The following is a 15244-nucleotide window of genomic DNA, read 5'->3' as shown; positions in this document are numbered from 1 at the left end:
ACGAGGCGAACCCGATCTGGCGGAGTTATGCGCAACCGAAGCGAACTACCGCGCCCGCGGGTGCGCGGTCGTGTACATGTCGCGGAGGGTGTCTGCTGTAACCATCGTGTAGATCTGCGTCGTCGCAACCGAGGAATGCCCGAGCAGCTCCTGCACCACACGCACATCAGCTCCGCCCTGCAGCAAGTGCGTCGCGAACGAGTGCCTCAGCGTGTGCGGCGACACATGGGCTACCAGGTCCGCCCTTTCGGCTGCAGCACGAATGATCAGCCAGGCGTTCTGCCGCGACACCCGCTGACCACGGATGCCGACGAACAGCGCCGGAGTCGCAGCCCCACGCACCGAGAACACCGGTCGCGCACGCACGAGGTACGCGTCGAGCGCATCGCGGGCGAAACGGCCGAGCGGCACGATCCGTTCCTTGTTGCCCTTGCCGCGGAGCCGGACGATGTCCTCATCGAACACATCGTCCACATTGAGCGACACCGCCTCACTCACCCGCGCACCGGTGGCGTACAGGAGCTCGAGGAGCGCCCGGTCACGCAGCGCCTGCACATCGTCGCCAGACACGGCATCCAGCAGCGCTGTCACCTGGTCGACGCTCAGCGCCTTCGGCAGGCGGCTGGCCAGTTTCGGCGGTTTCACCTCACGGGCGACGTCGGTTTCGAGCCGCCCCTCCTCGAGCAAAAACCGGTGCCAGCCCCGCACCGACGACAGCACCCGCGCGAGCGACGACGCCGTCAGCGGCGTCTCCTCACGGGTGCCGAGCTCCCGCACGTACTCCGACACCTGCTGTTTCGACACCTCAGAGGCCTCGCTGACACCTTGCGCACCGAGCCACTCGATGTAGCCACCGAGGTCACGCCGGTACGCGGCCACCGTATTCGTGGCGAGGCCGCGCTCGATCGACACATGCCGCAGGTACAGGTCGAGGTCACGCGCGAGCGGCATCTCAGTCGCCTGAGGACCTGAGTTTCGGATGCCGCGGCCACGGCGAGTCCGCAGGCGCAAGCGTCGCCCAGTCGCGCTGGCGACCGGCAAAAGCAGCGAGTGTTGCGACGACGAGAGACGGGTTCTGCAGCTTGCGCTCCAGCACCGCGTCCACGAGATCGTCGAACGGAACCCACCGCAACTCCATGTCGGCCTCTTCGTGCGTACGATCGAAAACCCCGTCCGCGGCTGAGAGCCCCCTGGCCAGGTAGATCCGGATGGCTTCGTCGCTGCCGCCCGGGCTCGTGTAGAACTCGGAGAGCACCGCCCAGTCGGCCGCCTGGATGTCGGCTTCCTCGGCGAGCTCACGCTTCGCCGCGACGAGCGGGTCTTCGTCGACGATGTCGAGAAGCCCGGCCGGGATCTCCCATTCGCGCATGCTCACCGGATGCCGGTACTGCTTGATCAGCAGCACCCGCCCGTCGTCGTCGAGCGCGAAGATGGCGACCGCACCGGTGTGGTCCAGGTACTCGCGCGTGATGTCCTCGCCGTTGTAGTCGAAGACATCACGACGGACACCCCACACCATGCCGTCGAAGACTCGCTCACTCGAGCGGACCTCGACGTCGACGACGGTGTCTTCGAGGGGAGCCTCAGTCATTGCTCACGTCGAACAGCAGGCTGGCCTGCTTGCGCTCGAGCGCAGCACCGATGAGGCCACGGAACAGCGGGTGCGCGTTGTTCGGACGCGACCGCAGTTCCGGGTGCGCCTGGGTGCCGACGTAGAACGGGTGCTCTGCGCGGTCGAGCTCGACGAATTCGACAAGCTGTCCGTCCGGGCTCGTACCCGAGAAGACGAGGCCGGCTTCGGCGATCTGGTCGCGGTACTTGTTGTTGACCTCGTAACGGTGGCGGTGACGCTCGGAGATCTCTCTCGAACCGTACAGCTCAGCGGTGATCGACCCATCGGCCAGCTTCGCCGGGTACAGGCCAAGGCGCATCGTTCCACCGAGGTCTCCCCCGGCGATGATCTCGACCTGCTCGGCCATCGTCGCCACGACCGGGAATTCGGTGTCCGGGTCGAACTCGGATGAGCTCGCCCCATCGAGGCCCGCTTCGTTCCGTGCGTACTCGATGACCATGCACTGCAGGCCAAGGCACAGGCCAAGGGTGGGGATCTTGTTGTCGCGGGCGAACCGCAGCGCGCCGACCTTGCCTTCAATTCCCCGGATGCCGAAACCGCCTGGAATACAGATACCGTCGAGGTCGCCGAGAGCCTTGGCAGCGCCTTCAGGCGTCTCGCACTCGTCGGAGGCGATCCACTTCAGCTTGACCTTCGACTCGTGGGCGAAACCGCCGGCCTTCAGCGCCTCGGTGACCGAGAGGTAGGCATCCGGAAGGTCGATGTACTTGCCGACCAGCCCGATGGTGAGCTCGTGCTTGGGTTCGTGAACGGCCTTGAGCACCGGCGACCAGGCGGCCCAGTCGACATCGTCGGCAGTGAGGCCGAGCAGGTCGATGATGTAGGCGTCGAGACCCTGATCGTGGAGCACGCTTGGGATGTCGTAGATGCTGGGCACGTCGACACAGTTGACGACTGCGGCCTCGTCAACGTCGCACATGAGCGCGATCTTGCGCTTGTTGCCCTCGGAGACAGGGCGGTCGCTGCGCAGCACGAGGGCATCCGGCTGGATACCGATCGCACGGAGGGCAGCGACGGAGTGCTGGGTCGGCTTGGTCTTCTGCTCGCCTGACGCATTCATGAACGGCACGAGCGAAACGTGAACGAAGAAGACGTTCTTACGACCGAGTTCGTGGCGCACCTGGCGGGCGGCTTCGAGGAACGGCTGCGACTCGATGTCGCCGACGGTTCCGCCGACCTCCGTGATGATCACGTCGGGCTTCGGGTCGTTCGTGGCCTGCAACCGCATCCGGCGCTTGATCTCGTCGGTGATGTGCGGGATGACCTGCACGGTGTCGCCGAGGTATTCGCCGCGGCGTTCCCGCGCGATGACGGTCGAGTAGATCTGGCCGGTGGTGACGTTCGCCGCCTGGCTCAGGTTGATGTCGAGGAACCGCTCGTAGTGACCGATGTCGAGGTCGGTCTCGGTGCCATCGTCGGTGACGAAGACTTCGCCGTGCTGGAAGGGGTTCATCGTCCCAGGATCGACGTTGAGGTATGGGTCCAGTTTCTGCATGACAACACGCAGTCCCCGAGCCGTGAGGAGGTTACCCAGGCTTGCCGCCGTGAGTCCCTTGCCCAAAGAAGAAACGACACCACCGGTCACAAAAATGTGTTTGGTCGTGTCGTTCGAAATGTCCGCGTCAGTAATGTTCACCACGGGCTTTTATACTATCACCTCAGAAGAGCGGTCCGCCCGCGCGAGCGACAGCAGCTCTTCGGCGTGGGCCAGTCCCGAGTCGCTGTCAGCGAGCCCTGAGAGCAGTCGCGCCATCTCGGCAACACGTTCAGGACCCGCCAGTTGACGCACACTGGATGCCGTCACCGTGCCGTCACTGGATTTCACCACAGCGAGATGGTTGGTGGCGAACGCGGCGACCTGTGCCAGGTGGGTGACGACGATGACCTGCGCCGATTCGGCGAGCCGGGCCAGCCGTCTGCCGATCTCGATCGCTGCCGACCCCCCGACGCCGGCGTCGACCTCGTCGAAGACGAACGTCGGCACGGGGTCACGCCCCGCGATGACGACCTCGATGGCGAGCATCACCCGAGACAGTTCACCGCCAGACGCCCCCTTGGAGATCGGGCGGGGTTCCGCACCCGGGTGAGGCTGCAGCAGGAAAACGACGGAGTCGCGGCCGTGCTGGCTGAGTTCGGGCTGGTCGGTTACCTCGATGACGACGATGGCATCGGGCATGGCCAGCGCGGTGAGTTCATCGGAGACCGCTTCGCCGAGCCGGGCGGCCGCCGCACGACGGGTTTCGGAGATGCGGCCGGCGAGATCGTCCACAAGCGCGGAGTCTTCGTCGACGATCCGCGTCAGGTCCTCGATCCGGTCGGAGTCGCCGTCGAGTTCGAGCAGGCGGGCGTTTCCGGTCTCGTGGGTGGCGAGCACCTCGTCGATGCCCGGACCGTACTTCCGCAGGAGCACTCCGAGTTCGGAGCGTCGCTCCTGGATGATCTCCAGTTCGCGCGCACCGTCGGTGTCGAGCCCAGCAAGGTAGCTCGAGAGTTCGAGCGCGATCTCAGAGATCGCGTAGCTCGTACTCGCGATCTGCTCCCCCAGCGTGCCCAGTTCGGCATCGTGGGGCGCGACCCGTTCGAGCTGCCGGCGAGCGGCATCCAACAGGGTGACGACATCCGGGGCGTCCGATTCCTCGGCCGAGAGCGCCTCCCGGGCGAAACTCGCAGCCATGCGGAGATCTTCGACGTTCGTGAGGCGCTCGGCCCTGACGGCGAGTTCGTCGTCTTCACCGGGCTGAGGGGCGACCGCGTCGATCTCGGCGATGCTGAGGCGGAGGTCGTCTGCTTCGGCAGCACGGCGGTCGCGCTCTTCGATGAGGGTGTCACGTTCGGCGGTGTTGGCGAGGTACCGGTTGAACGCCGCGCGGTATTCGCTGAGCAGCGCGGCCAGGTCTTCCCCCGCGAATCGGTCGAGGGCATCGCGCTGCGCTGCCTGGGAGCGGAGTCGAACCTGGTCGGACTGCCCGTGCACGACGACGAGCTGTTCGCCGAGTTCCGTCAGCACCCCGACCGGGGCGCTGCGACCGCCGACCTGAGCGCGGCTGCGGCCGGAGGCGAGGACGGAACGCCCGAGGGTCAGTTCCGCGTCATCGCCGAACGGATCGACGTCTCCGCCGGCCTCCCGAACACGCTCGGCGACGATGCCGTCAGCCGGAACGATCCATCGCCCGTCGACGCTCGTCGATTCGTTCCCCTGCCGGATGACGCCTGAGTCGGCACGACCACCGAGCAGCAGGCCGAGGGCAGTGACGACCATCGTCTTGCCTGCACCGGTCTCGCCGGTGATGGCGGTGAATCCCGGGCCGAGCGGGAGGGTGGCCTCAGCAATGACACCCAGGTCACGGATGCCGATCTCCTCAATCACGGGCGGCAGGCCCCCTCCACCCGGAGACGGGCAGGTGGAACTTGTTCACCAGCCGGTCGGTGAACGGGCTCTCATGCAGTCGGGCGAGCCGCACCGGTACGGAGGAACGCCGGACCACGACACGGGCACCGGGTTCGAGATCGTGGGTGCGGCGGCCGTCGCACCAGAGCACACCCAGCGCGTCGGTGCGCTTGAGGACCTCGACCGCGAGCGACGAGTCCGGCCCGACGACGATCGGGCGGGCGAAGAGTGCGTGGGCGCTGAGGGGAACGAGCGTGATCGCTTCGACGCTCGGCCAGATCACCGGGCCGCCGGCGGAGAATGCATAGGCAGTCGAGCCGGTCGGTGTCGACACGACCACTCCGTCGCAGCCGAAGGTGGACAGAGGGCGGGCGTCGACCTCGATGACGACCTCGAGCATCCGTTCGCGGCTTGCCTTCTCAACGGTTGCTTCATTGAGCGCCCAGGTTTCATAGACCACGTCGGTGCCGCGTTTGACTCGCACGGAGAGCGTCATCCGCTCTTCGACGAGGTAGTCGCGGGCGATGACACGGTGAACGGCGGCGGCGAGGTCATCGCGCTCGCTCTCGGCGAGGAATCCGACATGGCCCAGGTTGACGCCGAGGATGGGGGCGGAGAATCCGCGCACGATCTCGGCGGCACGAAGTATTGTGCCGTCGCCGCCGAGCACGATCACAAGCTCGAGGTCGGCGGGGGCGACATCCTCGTGCAGGACAGCCAGGCTCTCGGACGCGAGGCCGTTGGCGCTGGCGCCGATCTCATCGCGCTCATCGCGCTGTACCACCGGGACGGCGCCGGCCTCAAGAAGCTGGGCCACCACCTGCACGGCGGCGTCGAGGGAGTCGGCGCGTCCGGTGTGCGACACCACGAGGATGTTGCGAGCTTCTGAGCTCATTCCGGTCACGCTCCAGCCATCTCGGTGATTCGATCTAGCCATTCTGTCGGATTGGCGGCGACACCGCCGGGCAGATCGCCCGCGACGCGCAACCACACAACGTATTCATGGTTTCCGTGGCCACCGACGATCGGCGACGGAATCAGCCCCGCCGTGCCGAGACCCAGATCCCAGGCATGCCAGAGAACGGTGGCGATGGCGTCGGCGCGGAGGGCCGCGTCGCGAACGATTCCTTCACGGATGCCGCCACGGCCCACCTCGAACTGAGGTTTGATGAGCAGCACGAAGTCGCTTCCCGGCTGCACCGATCGCGAAAGCGCCTCGAGCACGTGGGTGAGCGAGATGAAAGAGAGGTCGCCAACGACGAGATCGGGCGATTCCGAGACGCCGGATGCTCCGGCGAGGCTCTCCGGCGTCAGGTCGCGAACATTGAACCCCTCGACGACAGCGACTCGTTTGTCGCGCGAGATCTCCGGCGAGAGCTGGCCGTGGCCGACGTCGAGCGCGATGACCGTTCTGGCGCCGCGTTCGAGCAGAACCTGGGTAAAGCCTCCGGTGGATGCGCCGGCGTCGAGCGCGACCCTGCCTGCCGGGTCGACCGGGAACGCGTCGAGCGCGGCGAGGAGTTTGTGGGCGCCGCGGCTGACGTAGTGGTCTGCCCCGGCGACGACGAGAACCTGGTTCTCGCGGACCTTCGTTGCCGGTTTGACGATCGCCCGACCGTCGACCGTGACGAGACCGTCGGCGATCACCCGGGCGGCGAGGGTACGCGAGCGCGCCAGGCCGCGGGCGACGAGTGCGGCGTCAAGGCGCTGGTCAGCGTCTGGCACAGCGGCGCTCACGACCGCGACGATGCCGCGTCGCCGCCTTCGAGTTTGGCGCGGAGTTCTTCGTGCAGTTGCACGTATGCCCGGGCGCGTTCGTCGAGCGGCTGGTCTTCGACCAGACGCAGCTGAGAAACCAGCGCGTCGCCTGCTTCGTGCATCTCTTCGCTCACGTTCCTAGGTTACCGGGCGTTCAGGAATACAGCCGCTCGGGCACGTTGAAGCCGTAAATCGCCCGGCCGGAGGCCCAGATGACCGCGCACGCCGCCCGCAGCAGATCGATAGGGGTGTCGCCGTCCCGGACGATGACGACATCGTTCCCGTCGATACGCACCACGGACGTCCCGACCCTCGCCTCGTTGCCATCCCGTGACATCCGAGTCGCCGGGTATGCCTCGTGCAGCTGGCGGAGATCGTCGAGGATGAAGGTGGGACGTGAGTACTTGTCGGCCGCAAGCACATGCTTGGCTTTATCGATGCCGGTGAGCACGAGTACGGAGTCCATGCCGGCGCGGTTGGCTCCGACGATGTCCGTGTCGAGCCGGTCCCCGATGAACAGGGGCTTCTTCGCGCTGAACCTCGCGGTCGCTTCTTCGAAGATCGGCGTCTCGGGTTTGCCGGCGACAGTTGCCAGGCGTCCGACCGCGGTGTGCACAGCGGAGACGAGGGTGCCGTTTCCTGGAGCTATCCCCCGGGCCTGTGGAATCGTCCAGTCAGTGTTCGTCGCGATCCACGGGATCTCGACGCCGTCCTCACGCGGGTGCAGCGCGTACGCGGCTTCTGCGAGTTCGGTCCAGCTCACCTCGGGCGCGAAACCCTGCAGCACAGCGGCCGGGCTGTCTTCGGCCGACCGGGTGACGGTGTAACCGCCCTTCACGAGTTCATCGACGAGGCCTGCGCCGCCAACGACGAGTACCGTCGATCCGCTCGGGACGTGGTCGGCCAACAGCCGGACTGCGGCCTGCGGGCTGGTCACGACTTCGTCCGGTGCGACGGTGAGGCCGAGCTCGGTCAGGTGCGCGGCGACGGATGCGTCGGTGCGCGACGCATTGTTGGTGATGTACCCGACACGGATGCTCTCAGCGGCGCGATTGAGACTTTCGATCGCGTGCGGGATCGCTCCAGGACCCGCGTACACAACACCATCCAGGTCGGCGAGTAGAACGTCGACGCCATCGAGCGGCGTCACAGTCTTACTTTTCCTGCCCAGCAGTGGCGTCATAGAGCGTCTCCTCGTCGGTGGTGCTTTCAGCGGTGGTGCTGTCTTCTTCGATCATGTCGTTATCGGCCGCGTCGTCGCCGGCACCGTCGATGTCGGTCGCGTCGTCCAGGAGGACGTCGTCGTCGAGCTCAGCGCCGCGGTTATCGTCGGCCTCGGTCGGCTCGACGGCGCTGTCTTCTTCGTCGTCGACCTCGAGGATTTCGAAGACCTCGACCGTCTCGGCTTCGTACTCTCCAGAGCGCTCGGCGAGAGCGGCTGAGGCGACCTCGGCGCGCTTGCGCCACACGGATGCCTCATCGGCCCGTTTGAGTTCCTCGAGTACCTCCGCCTGGGCGGCGAACAGCTCGGGGCTCCACTCGAAGGCCCGGTGAGGGTCGAGTTCCGGAACCTGGAGTTCGGCGAGGGCAAGCTCGGGCTGGCCGAGGTCAAGCCGCGCGCCGGACATAGCGATCGACAAGGCAACCCGGACCGAAGGTGACAAAGTGGCGCGGTCGACCGAGCGACCGAGTTCCAGTGCACGTTCGGGGCGGCCGACCCCACGTTCGCTGTCGACCATCAATGGAAGCTGGTCGTTCGAGCCGGTGATGCGCCGGTGGGTCCGCAGTTCGCGGAGCGCCAAAGCGTAGTCGCCTGTCTCGTATGCGGTGATCGCGAGAGTCTCGCGGACGACGCCGATCCGGCCCGCACGTCGGGCGGCGGAGAGAGCGTGCTGGTGGGCAAGCTCAGGGTCGTCGTCGATCAGCATCGCCGCCATAGCCAGGTGGCGAGCCACCCGCTCGGCGTTGTCGGTGGTCAGCGTCTTGAGCTCGTTGCGCGCGACCCGGTCGAGGTCGTTTGCGGTTACCGAAACCGGGATGTCCGGGTCGTCGTGCTGCGAGCGGACCATGCGCAGCTCACGCTGCATCCGCTGCTCTTCGGTGACTTCTTCTTCCTGACGGAAGGCGTCTCGGTCGCCTCGAGCCGGGGCGCCGCCGCGGGTCCACAGCTTCTCGCCGCCGCGGTCGGGGCGGTCGGAGCGGGGACGGTCAGACTGTGGTCGACCGCTGCGCGAGCCATCAGTACGGGGACGATCTGAACGCGGACGATCACCACGCGGCTTATCGCCATACGACGGACGATCACCACGCGGCTTATCGCCATACGACGGACGATCACCGCGCGGCTTATCGCCATACGACGGACGATCACCACGCGGCTTATCGCCATACGACGGACGATCACCACGCGGCTTATCGCCACGGGCGCCGCTTGTCCTCGGGCGATCGGCGCCGGATGAACGAGGCTTGTCGCCGTAGGTGCGGTCACCGCCGCGAGGCTTGTCACCGTACGCCGGGCGATCGCCGGTCCGTGGACGTTCTTCGCGACCCGCGTTCGAGCGGGGCCGGTCGCCACCTCGGGGAGCCGAGTCGCGTGAGCCGGACGAACCGCCCTTCGAGTAACCCTTGCCGGATCCGCCCTGTGAGCGCTTCGGTGCGCTCCCCTGGCGGTCGTTCGAGCTGCGATTCGGACGTTTGTCCTGATCGTCCGCAGAATCCGACATTTGGTTACTCCCTATTGTGTTGAAAAGTGCTGCACGTGTTAAACGCAAAATGGCCACCCGCACTGGGTGGCCATTTTACTAAGTTAAGTCCGGCGGTGTCCTACTCTCCCACAGGGTCCCCCCTGCAGTACCATCGGCGCAAAGAGTCTTAGCTTCCGGGTTCGGAATGTGACCGGGCGTTTCCCTCTTGCTATGGCCGCCGAAACAATTAGTGACGTATGTCAAAACTGAATCGAACAACACATCAAGTGTGTGTGTTCGGTTCTCGACCGTACATCGAGAACCACATAGTGGACGCAAGCAGTATTTTTCACGAAACTTCGATACAAAGTTCATGCTCCCACCTCAAGGGTGGGTTTGATTATCAAGTTATCGGCTTATTAGTACCGGTCAGCTCCGAGAGTCGTTAGTCCTCTCTTCCACATCCGGCCTATCAACCCAGTAGTCTAGCTGGGAGCCTCTCGCCCGAAGGCGTGGAAATCTCATCTTGAGGCCGGCTTCCCGCTTAGATGCTTTCAGCGGTTATCCATCCCGAACGTAGCTAATCAGCGGTGCTCCTGGCGGAACAACTGACACACCAGAGGTTCGTCCAACCCGGTCCTCTCGTACTAGGGTCAGATCCTCTCAAATTTCCTGCGCGCGCAGCGGATAGGGACCGAACTGTCTCACGACGTTCTAAACCCAGCTCGCGTACCGCTTTAATGGGCGAACAGCCCAACCCTTGGGACCTACTCCAGCCCCAGGATGCGACGAGCCGACATCGAGGTGCCAAACCATGCCGTCGATATGGACTCTTGGGCAAGATCAGCCTGTTATCCCCGAGGTACCTTTTATCCGTTGAGCGACAGCGCTTCCACAAGCCACTGCCGGATCACTAGTCCCGACTTTCGTCCCTGCTCGACTTGTCAGTCTCACAGTCAAGCTCCCTTGTGCACTTACACTCGACATCTGATTGCCAACCAGATTGAGGGAACCTTTGGGCGCCTCCGTTACTTTTTAGGAGGCAACCGCCCCAGTTAAACTACCCACCAGGCACTGTCCCTGAACCGGATTACGGTTCGAAGTTAGATATCCAATATGACCAGAGTGGTATTTCAACAACGACTCCACCGACACTAGCGTGCCGGCTTCACAGTCTCCCACCTATCCTACACAAGCCACACCGAACACCAATACCAAGCTGTAGTAAAGGTCACGGGGTCTTTCCGTCCTGCTGCGCGTAACGAGCATCTTTACTCGTAGTGCAATTTCGCCGAGTTCGCGGTTGAGACAGCTGGGAAGTCGTTACGCCATTCGTGCAGGTCGGAACTTACCCGACAAGGAATTTCGCTACCTTAGGATGGTTATAGTTACCACCGCCGTTTACTGGGGCTTAAATTCTCAGCTTCGCCTTACGGCTAACCGTTCCTCTTAACCTTCCAGCACCGGGCAGGCGTCAGTCCGTATACATCGTCTTGCGACTTGGCACGGACCTGTGTTTTTAGTAAACAGTCGCTTCCCACTGGTCTCTGCGGCCCTACCACGCTTCCCGGAGTAAATCCGTTGACGTGTCAGGCCCCCCTTCTCCCGAAGTTACGGGGGCATTTTGCCGAGTTCCTTAACCACGATTCTCTCGATCTCCTTGGTATTCTCTACCTGACCACCTGAGTCGGTTTGGGGTACGGGTGACTTGAACCTCGCGTCGATGCTTTTCTTGGCAGCATAGGATCATCGGATCTTGCCCTTGCGGGCTCCCCTTAAGTTCTCAGCCTGTGTGAGAGACGGATTTGCCTATCTCTCGGCCTACAACCTTGGCCTGGGACAACCATCGCCCAGGACCGACTACCTTCCTGCGTCACACCTGTTAATACGCTAACCGCACCAGCATAGGGTCGTGCGCTAGGCCCAGAGTCTCACCCCGAAGGGATCAATCACTGGGATTCAGACACTTAGCATTACTGGATTAGCTTGGGCGGTTCTTCGTCAGTACGGGAATATCAACCCGTTGTCCATCGACTACGCCTGTCGGCCTCGCCTTAGGTCCCGACTTACCCAGGGCGGATTAACCTGGCCCTGGAACCCTTGGTCTTTCGGAGGACGGGTTTCTCACCCGTCTTTCGCTACTCATGCCTGCATTCTCACTCGTGTGGCCTCCACGGCTGGTTTACACCGCCGCTTCGCTGGCCACACGACGCTCTCCTACCCATCAACATGGCTGGACCAACACACTAAATGTGCGGCCTACCTAAAACGTCAATGCCACAACTTCGGTGGCGTGCTTGAGCCCCGTTAAATTGTCGGCGCGGAATCACTTGACCAGTGAGCTATTACGCACTCTTTCAAGGGTGGCTGCTTCTAAGCCAACCTCCTGGTTGTCTGTGCAACTCCACATCCTTTCCCACTTAGCACGCGCTTGGGGACCTTAGTTGGTGGTCTGGGTTGTTTCCCTCTCGACGATGAAGCTTATCCCCCACCGTCTCACTGCTGCGCTCTCACTTACCGGCATTCGGAGTTTGGCTGACGTCAGTAACCTTTTGGGGCCCATTAGCCATCCAGTAGCTCTACCTCCGGTAAGAAACACGCAACGCTGCACCTAAATGCATTTCGGAGAGAACCAGCTATCACGAAGTTTGATTGGCCTTTCACCCCTATCCACAGCTCATCCCCTCAGTTTTCAACCTAAGTGGGTTCGGTCCTCCACGCGCTCTTACACGCGCTTCAACCTGGCCATGGATAGATCACTTCGCTTCGGGTCTAGGACATGCGACTGAATCGCCCTATTCAGACTCGCTTTCGCTACGGCTACCCCACACGGGTTAACCTCGCCACATATCGCTAACTCGCAGGCTCATTCTTCAAAAGGCACGCTGTCACCCCTACAAGGAGGCTCCAACGGTTTGTAAGCAAACGGTTTCAGGTACTATTTCACTCCCCTCCCGGGGTACTTTTCACCTTTCCCTCACGGTACTTGTTCGCTATCGGTCATCTGGGAGTATTTAGGCTTATCAGGTGGTCCTGACAGATTCACACGGGATTTCTCGGGCCCCGTGATACTTGGGATACTTCTCGCGCCATCACGTCATTTCGACTACGGGGTTCGCACCCTCTCTGACCAGGCTTTCAATCCTGTTCGTCTATAACGCTCTGTAACGCCGTACCAGCGGCAGCCAGTACTGAGAAGTCCCACAACCCCGAACATGCAACCCCTGCCGGGTATCACACATGCTCGGTTTAGCCTGTTCCGATTTCGCTCGCCACTACTGACGGAATCACTGTTGTTTTCTCTTCCTGTGGGTACTGAGATGTTTCACTTCCCCACGTTCCCTCTACCCGCCCTATATATTCAGGCGGGAGTCACCAGGTCGACTTGCGCCGCCTGGCGGGGTTTCCCCATTCGGAAATCCTCGGATCGAAGCTTGTTTATCAGCTCCCCGAGGCTTATCGCAGATTACTACGTCCTTCTTCGGCTCCAGATGCCAAGGCATCCACCGTTTGCTCTTAGAAACTTGCAATCACATGAGTTTGAATCGAATTTATCGTTTCGGAAAAATTGACCAATGAACTCTGAACCGAAGTTCAGAGCTAATTGTTTCTGTGATTTGAACATTAGATGTTCAAATCTAAGATGCTCGCGTCCACTGTGTAGTTCTCAAAGTACGGGCGGTACCCACCCCATCCAGCCACTGATGTGTCTGCTGAACAGGAGAAGGTCCAGAGGTACAGTCCACAACCACTTCCGTGATCATGTTCCGGTCCCTCAGGACCCAACAGCGTGCAACATGCGAACCGTGCCGGCCGGTGCTTTCCTTCCCAAACCAAAGCCTGGGCGTACTCATACCGGATCGAACCGATCCGCATCAATGTCAATGTTCCACCCATGAGCGCCAGCAGGAAACATTTGCTCCTGAACTGACTTGGCACCACTACTGCGTCCTGTAAACAGGGACGCGGGTGCACATGCTCCTTAGAAAGGAGGTGATCCAGCCGCACCTTCCGGTACGGCTACCTTGTTACGACTTAGTCCTAATTACCAATCCCACCTTAGACGGCTCCCTCCCAATAAAGGGTTAGGCCACCGGCGTCGGGTGTTACCGACTTTCATGACTTGACGGGCGGTGTGTACAAGGCCCGGGAACGTATTCACCGCAGCGTTGCTGATCTGCGATTACTAGCGACTCCGACTTCATGAGGTCGAGTTGCAGACCTCAATCCGAACTGGGACCAGCTTTTTGGGATTCGCTCCACCTTACGGTATTGCAGCCCTTTGTACTGGCCATTGTAGCATGCGTGAAGCCCAAGACATAAGGGGCATGATGATTTGACGTCGTCCCCACCTTCCTCCGAGTTGACCCCGGCAGTATCCCATGAGTTCCCACCATTACGTGCTGGCAACATAGAACGAGGGTTGCGCTCGTTGCGGGACTTAACCCAACATCTCACGACACGAGCTGACGACAACCATGCACCACCTGTATACCGACCTTGCGGGGCGACGATCTCTCGCCGTTTCCGGTATATGTCAAGCCTTGGTAAGGTTCTTCGCGTTGCATCGAATTAATCCGCATGCTCCGCCGCTTGTGCGGGCCCCCGTCAATTCCTTTGAGTTTTAGCCTTGCGGCCGTACTCCCCAGGCGGGGAACTTAATGCGTTAGCTGCGACACGGAGACCGTGGAATGGTCCCCACATCTAGTTCCCAACGTTTACGGGGTGGACTACCAGGGTATCTAAGCCTGTTTGCTCCCCACCCTTTCGCTCCTCAGCGTCAGTAACGGCCCAGAGATCTGCCTTCGCCATCGGTGTTCCTCCTGATATCTGCGCATTCCACCGCTACACCAGGAATTCCAATCTCCCCTACCGCACTCTAGTCTGCCCGTACCCACTGCAGGCCCGAGGTTGAGCCTCGGGTTTTCACAGCAGACGCGACAAACCGCCTACGAGCTCTTTACGCCCAATAATTCCGGACAACGCTTGCACCCTACGTATTACCGCGGCTGCTGGCACGTAGTTAGCCGGTGCTTTTTCTGCAGGTACCGTCACTTTCGCTTCTTCCCTGCTAAAAGAGGTTTACAACCCGAAGGCCGTCGTCCCTCACGCGGCGTTGCTGCATCAGGCTTTCGCCCATTGTGCAATATTCCCCACTGCTGCCTCCCGTAGGAGTCTGGGCCGTGTCTCAGTCCCAGTGTGGCCGGTCACCCTCTCAGGCCGGCTACCCGTCGTAGGCTTGGTGAGCCATTACCTCACCAACTACCTGATAGGCCGCGAGTCCATCCTTGACCGAAATTCTTTCCACCAACACTCGATGCCGAGGCTGGTCGTATCCGGTATTAGACGTCGTTTCCAACGCTTATCCCAGAGTCAAGGGCAGGTTACTCACGTGTTACTCACCCGTTCGCCACTAATCCAGAGAGCAAGCTCTCCTTCATCGTTCGACTTGCATGTGTTAAGCACGCCGCCAGCGTTCGTCCTGAGCCAGGATCAAACTCTCCGTAAATGTTTAATCGCACGACACCCGAAAGTGCCGGCACATTATTTGCGGTAACGAACCGGAATAGGTTCAGAAACCGCGAGTTTGAAACTGACAGAACAAATCATTACTGACTTGCTTTGTTGTTTAAATGTTTTCCAAAGGAATCCGTAACCCAACCAGAAAAGGTTGAGTTGCCGGGTATTTGGCATTTGACATTGTGCACGCTGTTGAGTTCTCAAGGATCGGATGCTCCTGCTTTTCACCCTCTCGGGCTGCTCCGCAGGGCAACTTCTCTA

The 15244-nt window shown here is 61.8% G+C and carries 10 protein-coding genes and 3 rRNA genes; 1 reads left to right on the top strand and 12 read right to left on the bottom strand.

Annotated features, from left to right (window positions below):
- Window positions 1-45: 45 nt before the first annotated feature.
- Genes xerD through BM197_RS15800 form a run of 9 tightly spaced genes read right to left on the bottom strand, consistent with a single transcriptional unit; the run spans window position 46 to window position 8848 of the window.
- On the bottom strand, window positions 46-951 hold the full coding sequence (gene xerD / locus BM197_RS15835) for a site-specific tyrosine recombinase XerD (RefSeq protein WP_090713280.1): 906 nt from the start codon (window positions 949-951) through the stop codon (window positions 46-48).
- A gap of 1 nt (window position 952) precedes the next feature.
- On the bottom strand, window positions 953-1591 hold the full coding sequence (locus BM197_RS15830) for an NUDIX domain-containing protein (protein ID WP_090713278.1): 639 nt from the start codon (window positions 1589-1591) through the stop codon (window positions 953-955).
- Window positions 1584-3269 carry a CTP synthase gene (locus BM197_RS15825; RefSeq protein ID WP_090713304.1) on the bottom strand — a complete coding sequence of 562 codons (1686 nt, stop codon included), beginning with the start codon at window positions 3267-3269 and terminating at the stop codon, window positions 1584-1586. Before BM197_RS15825 ends, BM197_RS15830 begins: the two co-directional genes overlap by 8 nt.
- Before the next feature lie 9 nt (window positions 3270-3278).
- Window positions 3279-5000 carry a DNA repair protein RecN gene (recN, locus tag BM197_RS15820; RefSeq protein WP_090713276.1) on the bottom strand — a complete coding sequence of 574 codons (1722 nt, stop codon included), beginning with the start codon at window positions 4998-5000 and terminating at the stop codon, window positions 3279-3281.
- Window positions 4993-5916 (bottom strand): NAD kinase, encoded by a 924-nt coding sequence (locus BM197_RS15815; protein ID WP_090713303.1) that lies wholly within the window; start codon window positions 5914-5916, stop codon window positions 4993-4995. The genes recN and BM197_RS15815 overlap by 8 nt, the downstream gene beginning before the upstream one ends.
- A gap of 5 nt (window positions 5917-5921) precedes the next feature.
- Window positions 5922-6758: a TlyA family RNA methyltransferase gene (locus tag BM197_RS15810; RefSeq protein ID WP_245762586.1), complete on the bottom strand. Its 837-nt coding sequence runs from the start codon at window positions 6756-6758 to the stop codon at window positions 5922-5924.
- The gene (locus BM197_RS16405) at window positions 6755-6913 is read right to left on the bottom strand and encodes a hypothetical protein (protein WP_177216866.1); all 159 of its coding nucleotides are present in this window, start codon (window positions 6911-6913) and stop codon (window positions 6755-6757) included. The genes BM197_RS15810 and BM197_RS16405 overlap by 4 nt, the downstream gene beginning before the upstream one ends.
- Before the next feature lie 20 nt (window positions 6914-6933).
- On the bottom strand, window positions 6934-7962 hold the full coding sequence (locus tag BM197_RS15805) for an HAD-IIA family hydrolase (protein ID WP_090713274.1): 1029 nt from the start codon (window positions 7960-7962) through the stop codon (window positions 6934-6936).
- Window positions 7934-8848, bottom strand: a complete 915-nt coding sequence (locus BM197_RS15800) for a hypothetical protein (RefSeq protein ID WP_218151883.1) — start codon at window positions 8846-8848, stop codon at window positions 7934-7936. Before BM197_RS15800 ends, BM197_RS15805 begins: the two co-directional genes overlap by 29 nt.
- On the opposite strand from BM197_RS15800, the gene BM197_RS16495 reads away from it, so the two are divergent.
- Window positions 8831-9037 carry a hypothetical protein gene (locus BM197_RS16495; protein ID WP_218151882.1) on the top strand — a complete coding sequence of 69 codons (207 nt, stop codon included), beginning with the start codon at window positions 8831-8833 and terminating at the stop codon, window positions 9035-9037. The two genes, BM197_RS15800 and BM197_RS16495, sit on opposite strands and share 18 nt — an antisense overlap.
- A gap of 552 nt (window positions 9038-9589) precedes the next feature.
- On the opposite strand, the gene rrf is transcribed toward BM197_RS16495, so the two are convergent.
- From rrf to BM197_RS15780, 3 genes are all read right to left on the bottom strand, one after another.
- Window positions 9590-9706 (bottom strand): 5S ribosomal RNA (rrf, locus tag BM197_RS15790).
- A gap of 156 nt (window positions 9707-9862) precedes the next feature.
- A 23S ribosomal RNA gene (locus BM197_RS15785) occupies window positions 9863-12993 on the bottom strand.
- A 456-nt stretch (window positions 12994-13449) separates the two neighbouring features.
- A 16S ribosomal RNA gene (locus BM197_RS15780) occupies window positions 13450-14972 on the bottom strand.
- Together the 16S, 23S and 5S rRNA genes form the textbook arrangement of a ribosomal RNA operon.
- Window positions 14973-15244: the final 272 nt, after the last annotated feature.

Source organism: Mycetocola miduiensis, assembly GCF_900115155.1.
In the GTDB taxonomy this organism is placed as follows: Bacteria; Actinomycetota; Actinomycetes; order Actinomycetales; family Microbacteriaceae; genus Mycetocola_A; species Mycetocola_A miduiensis.
This window is presented reverse-complemented; position numbering and strand designations above follow the sequence as displayed.